6 protein-coding genes are annotated in these 5,494 nt (G+C 31.1%); all 6 read left to right on the plus strand.

What is annotated here, in order from left to right; translation table 11 throughout:
* On the plus strand, positions 1-1,969 hold a 1,969-nt coding region (flhA, locus tag VJ881_09460), incomplete at its 5' end, for a flagellar biosynthesis protein FlhA (protein HKL76280.1).
* Positions 1,970-3,028 carry a flagellar biosynthesis protein FlhF gene (gene flhF / locus VJ881_09465; GenBank protein HKL76281.1) on the plus strand — a complete coding sequence of 353 codons (1,059 nt, stop codon included), beginning with the start codon at positions 1,970-1,972 and terminating at the stop codon, positions 3,026-3,028. It begins immediately after the preceding gene.
* A complete protein-coding gene (locus VJ881_09470; GenBank protein HKL76282.1) occupies positions 3,021-3,923 on the plus strand; it encodes a MinD/ParA family protein in 903 nt (300 codons plus the stop codon). Before flhF ends, VJ881_09470 begins: the two co-directional genes overlap by 8 nt.
* A gap of 3 nt (positions 3,924-3,926) precedes the next feature.
* The gene (locus VJ881_09475; GenBank protein ID HKL76283.1) at positions 3,927-4,595 is read left to right on the plus strand and encodes a flagellar brake domain-containing protein; all 669 of its coding nucleotides are present in this window, start codon (positions 3,927-3,929) and stop codon (positions 4,593-4,595) included.
* Entirely contained in the window at positions 4,596-4,934 is a 339-nt protein-coding gene (locus VJ881_09480) for a hypothetical protein (protein HKL76284.1), read from the plus strand.
* A 17-nt stretch (positions 4,935-4,951) separates the two neighbouring features.
* On the plus strand, positions 4,952-5,494 hold a 543-nt coding region (locus VJ881_09485; GenBank protein ID HKL76285.1), incomplete at its 3' end, for a sigma-70 family RNA polymerase sigma factor.

Here is a 5,494-nt window from a genome sequence, read left to right on the forward strand (position 1 = left end):
GACATTCTTTATGGATATACTTCTGGCAACTAATATAACATTTTCAATGGTTGTAATTCTGGTAAGTATTTATACCAGTGAACCTTTAGAAGTATCAGTTTTTCCCTCATTATTACTATTTGCCACACTTTTTCGGCTGGCCCTTAATGTTTCAACTACTCGCCTGATTTTAGGTCAGGGATATGCTGGAGAAGTAATAAATAGTTTTGGTAATTTTGTTGTTGGTGGAAATTATGTCGTCGGATTTATTATATTTCTTATTTTAGTAATTATACAGTATATAGTTATTACTAAAGGTGCAGAAAGAGTTGCTGAAGTTGCTGCCCGTTTTACCTTAGATGCTATGCCTGGTAAGCAGATGAGTATTGATGCTGATTTAAACTCTGGGTTAATTAGTGAACAGGAAGCTAAAGAACAGAGAAAGAAAATAAGACAGGAAGCTGATTTTTATGGAGCTATGGATGGTGCAAGTAAGTTTGTAAAAGGTGATGCCATAGCCGGAATTATAATTACTATTATAAATATTATTGGTGGTCTAATTGTTGGTATGGTTCAGCAGGGAATGGGTTTTGCTGAGGCTGCTCAAACCTATACTCTTTTAACAGTTGGTGATGGTCTTGTCAGTCAGATACCTGCTCTTTTAATATCTTCTGCAACCGGTATGGTTGTAACCAGAGCTGCTGCTTCTGGTGATATGGGTACAGATATGGCTGATCAGCTAACAGGCCAGCCTAAGGCTTTAATGATTTCAGCAGGTGTTTTATCAGTTTTAGCTGTAGTACCTGGATTACCATTTTTTCCATTTTTGATTTTAGCTCTTATAATTGGTTCATTAGGATTTGTTCTTTATAGAGAAGAAGCTCAGGAAAAAGAAGAAGCTGAAAAGAAGGAAGAAGCTGAAGAAGAAATTAGTAGAGAGAAAACACCTGAAACTGAAGAACTGACAAATTTAATACAGGTAGATCAAATGGAAGTTGAAGTTGGGTATAATCTAATCTCTCTTGTTTTGCCTGAACAGGGTGGAGATTTTATGGATAGAGTTGCGATGATTAGAAGACAGACAGCAATGGAAATGGGAATAATCGTTCCTCCAGTTAGAATACTGGATAATTTACAGTTAGAACCAAATGTTTACCGAATAAAACTAAAAGGTGTAGAAATAGATAGATATGAAATATTACCTGATCATTATTTGGCAATGGATTCAGGAGTAACTACTGAAGAGATCGATGGAGTAAAAACTACTGAACCTGCTTTTGGAACTGATGCTATTTGGATTAGTGAAGACCAAAAAGAAAGAGCAGAGCTGGCCAATTATACAATTGTAGATCCACCTTCAGTTATGGCCACTCATTTAACAGAATTGATAAAAGACCATGCTCATGAACTTCTCGGTAGACAGGAAGTACAGGAACTTATAGATAATATTGAAGAAAATTATCCAGCAGTTGTTGATGAATTAGTTCCAGATTTAATGTCTTTAGGTGAAATTCAAAAAGTTTTACAAAATTTATTATGGGAAGGTGTTCCCATCAAAAATCTGGTTACTATTTTAGAAACTTTAGCTGATTATGCAGTAAAAACTAAGGATATACAAATTCTTACTGAATATGTAAGACAGGCTCTATCAAGGCAGATAACTACTTTATATAAAGAAGAAGATAATAAGTTATATGCTGTTACCCTTGATCCGCAACTGGAAGAAGAATTAAATCAATCATTAGAACAATCTGATCAGGGAAATTATCTTGCTTTAGATCCTCAGAGGGCTCAAAATATAATAGAAAAAATAGCTCAAACACTACAACCCTTATTACAGCAAGGACATGAACCTATACTTTTAACTGCTCCTCCGATTAGAAGACCGATTAAAGAAATGACATATAGATCTTTTGAGGAATTAGTTGTTTTATCCTATAATGAATTACAAAATGACCTTGATCTTCAAATTCTTGGGACGGTGAATTAAATGAAAGTAAAAAAATATGTTGGAGATACAATACAGGATACTATTTTTAAGGTAAAAGCTGACCTCGGTTCAGATGCTATTATTTTAAATACGCGCAAATACAAAAAGGGTGGCTTTCTTGGCTTGAAAATTTTTGGGGAAAAGAAAGTTGAGGTTTTGGCTGCTCTTGAAGATGATAATAGTGATGTTTCTAATGAAAAAACATTGGAAGAAATAGATAAACTAAAAAATATGTTAAATAATATGGAAAGAGAAAGAAAAAAAGAAGGAACTTATGAAGAAAATCTTTCTCCTGAAATAGCTGATATTTATAATAATTTGTTAGAACAGGGGGTAAAAGAAAACATAGCCCAGGAATTAATAGAAGATTTAAAAGATGATAATGAAGAAATTAATATTGATCAGTTAAAAAATAATATTAAATCTGCAATTGGTAATCCTGCACCTATAAACAGAGGGCAGTCTTTGAAGATAATTGCTTTTATCGGGCCGACTGGGGTTGGAAAAACAACTACTATTGCTAAATTAGCTGCTAAATTTGCTTTACAGGAAGAATTAGAAGTAGGAATGGTAACTGCTGATACTTATAGAATAGCAGCAGTCCAGCAGTTAGAAACTTATAGTGATATTATGAATATTCCTCTTGAAGTTGTTTATAGTGAAAAAGAATTAAAAGAGGTTATTAATGGAAAATTTGAAGATTTTGATCTTATATTTCTTGATACTGCTGGAAGTAGCTGGACTGATAAAATGCAGTTAGGAAGATTGAAAAATTTTACTGATAAAGATTTAGTAACTGAAACTCATCTTTTAATTAGTCTTAACACTAAAACAGAGGATATTAATAAAATTCTTGATAATTTTTCAACATTAGAACCAGATAAAATAATATTAACCAAAGTTGATGAAGCTTCTAAATATGGTGATATTATAAATTTAAGAAATAAATATAATTTACCTTATTCATATATTACTTATGGCCAGGATGTACCTGATGATATAGTGGAGGCAGATACTAATAAATTATTTGAATATTTGTTAGGTGATAATTATGAATGATCAGGCATCTTCTCTTAGAAAAATGATGAAAAATAGTTCCAATAAAAGCAAAGAAAATAATATTCAAGAAAATGTAAAAAATATTGATTCTAAAACTAGAGTAATTGCTGTAGCCAGTGGTAAAGGTGGAGTTGGGAAAACCAATTTAAGTGTAAATTTGGCTTATGCTCTTTCAGATATGGATAAAAATGTTCTGGTTATGGATGCAGATATCGGGATGGCTAATGTTGACATTGTAATGGGATTAACCTCTACTTATAGTTTAAAACATGTTATGGAAGGTAAATGTAAAATTGAAGATGCGATAGTAAAAACACCTTCAGGAATTAATGTTTTGACAGGTATTTCTGGAGAAGAAGATTTTATAGATGTAAGTTCTGATGAAGTTCAGCGTTTACTGGCTGCTTCTTCACATTTGCAGGAAAATTATGATATAATTATCATTGATATAGGGGCAGGAGCTCATCCTGATGTCTTAAATTTTATAATGGCTGCTGATGAAACTTTAATTGTTCTTACTCCTGAACCTACTGCTATTATGGATGCTTATAGTTTATTAAAGATATTGTCCAATCATAATTATAGAAGTGATTTAGGATTAGTTGTGAATATGGTTGAAAATAATACTGAAGGGAAAGAAGTAATAGAAAGAATGAAAGGTGTAATTAAAGAATATTTAGATATTAAACTTGAGTTAACTTCTAATATTCCCTATGATAAAAAGGTAGTTAAATCTGTAAAAAAACAACAATCTATTTTCGAATTATATCCAAACTCTTCAGTAGTAAAATCTTATAAAAATACTGCAGCAAGACTTATTGATAAAGAAGAAACTTCTTCACAAAATATGAAAAGTTTCTTTTCCAAAATTGTAGGAATGTTTAAAAAGGGGTAGGAGGTGTCTTTAATTACAGATAAAAAATTAAGAGTAAATCAAAGTATTGACATAGAAGTAAAAAAAGGACTATATAAAGGTACATTTCCAAGTAAAATAGATGAAGTTAATGAAGAAAACATTAAAGTTTTAGCTCCTTATCGGAATGGAGAAATTGTTCCTTTAAGAGCTGGAACAGAAGTTAATATATTTTTCACAGGAAATGATGCTGCCTATAAATTCAATTCTGAAATAATTGATAGAATAAAAGAACAGGTAAAATTACTGATAATTACTCCTCCAGAAGAAATTGTGAGAATTCAAAGACGTGATTATTTTCGCCTTGATGTAAAAAAAGATGCGAAATACAGAAAACTTGATGATTATGAACTTGGAGATGAAATAGATTGTAATAAAAGTTTTATTGAAAGTCAGACTATTGACCTCAGTGGTGGGGGAGTTCGCCTTGTTAATGAGAGTGATCTTGAAGAGGGAGATTTTATTGAATTAATGATTGACCTTTCTGGAATTAAAGAAGTTATGATTTTAGGAGAAGTTAAACAGGAATACAGTCTTCCAAATGGTGAAGCTGTTGGAGTTGAATTCGAAGATATTTCCCGTCAGGCCAGGGATGAAATTATTGGCTGGCTCTTTGATTATCAAAGAGAATTAAGAAAAAAAGGGATGTTGTAAATGAGAAATAATATTTTGATTTCTTTATTTACAGGCATTATAGCATATTCTCTTACTACTTTGATTAATTTAATAAATGCTAATCCTCTAAAAGAAGTTTTATATAATGGAATTATAGCTTTATTTGTAGTTGCTCTTATAACTTTTTTAATAACTTATATTCTCGATAATTATCAACCAGATAAAAATAGTAAAAAAGGAACAGCAGGAGATAACAATAAGAAAAAGAATAATAAAAGTAATAGAGAAGAAAAAGAAGCTGAAGAGGAAAGTAAAGAAGATGAATTTTCACCAATGGATCCTACTGTCTTAGAAGTTGAAGAGGAAGAATCCAACTAACTTAAGGAGAGTTTTTTATGATTGATAATTATGAACTCTGGAAAGAATATAAAGAAAATAATTCCTCTGAAGCAAGAGAAAAACTTATAAAAGAGTATCTTCCTCTTGTTAAATATCATGCCGGGAGAGTAAAAATGATGGTCCCGGAATTTGTAGAAAAAGATGATTTAGAAAGTTTTGGAGCTCTGGGTTTAATTGATGCCTTAGAAAAATTTGATCATACAAAAAAGATAGAATTTTCTACTTATGCAAATAAAAGAATTCGCGGAGAAATAATTGATCATTTAAGAAGTCTTGATTGGCTGCCTCATTCTCTTAGAAGAGATGGTAAAAAATTAAAAAAAGTTGTGGAAGAAATGACTCAAAATTTGGGAAGAAGACCTACAGTTGATGAAGTTTCCGAAAAGATCGATTTTTCTCACAAAAAAATAAATAATTTATATTATAAACTATATTCATCTCAATGGGTCTCTCTTGATCAGGAAATAGGTGATGGAGAAAATACTATTCTCGATACTATTAGTTCTAAAAAAAATAATAACCCTTTAAGAAAATTAAAT

Source organism: Halanaerobiales bacterium (assembly GCA_035270125.1).
GTDB lineage: Bacteria > Bacillota > Halanaerobiia > Halanaerobiales > DATFIM01 > DATFIM01.

Bases quoted from the DNA above. Each gene is read 5' to 3' on its own strand.
- VJ881_09470 (HKL76282.1), top strand. From the start codon at position 3,021: ATGAATGATCAGGCATCTTCTCTTAGAAAAATGATGAAAAATAGTTCC.
- flhF (HKL76281.1), top strand. From the start codon at position 1,970: ATGAAAGTAAAAAAATATGTTGGAGATACAATACAGGATACTATTTTT.
- VJ881_09480 (HKL76284.1), top strand. From the start codon at position 4,596: ATGAGAAATAATATTTTGATTTCTTTATTTACAGGCATTATAGCATAT.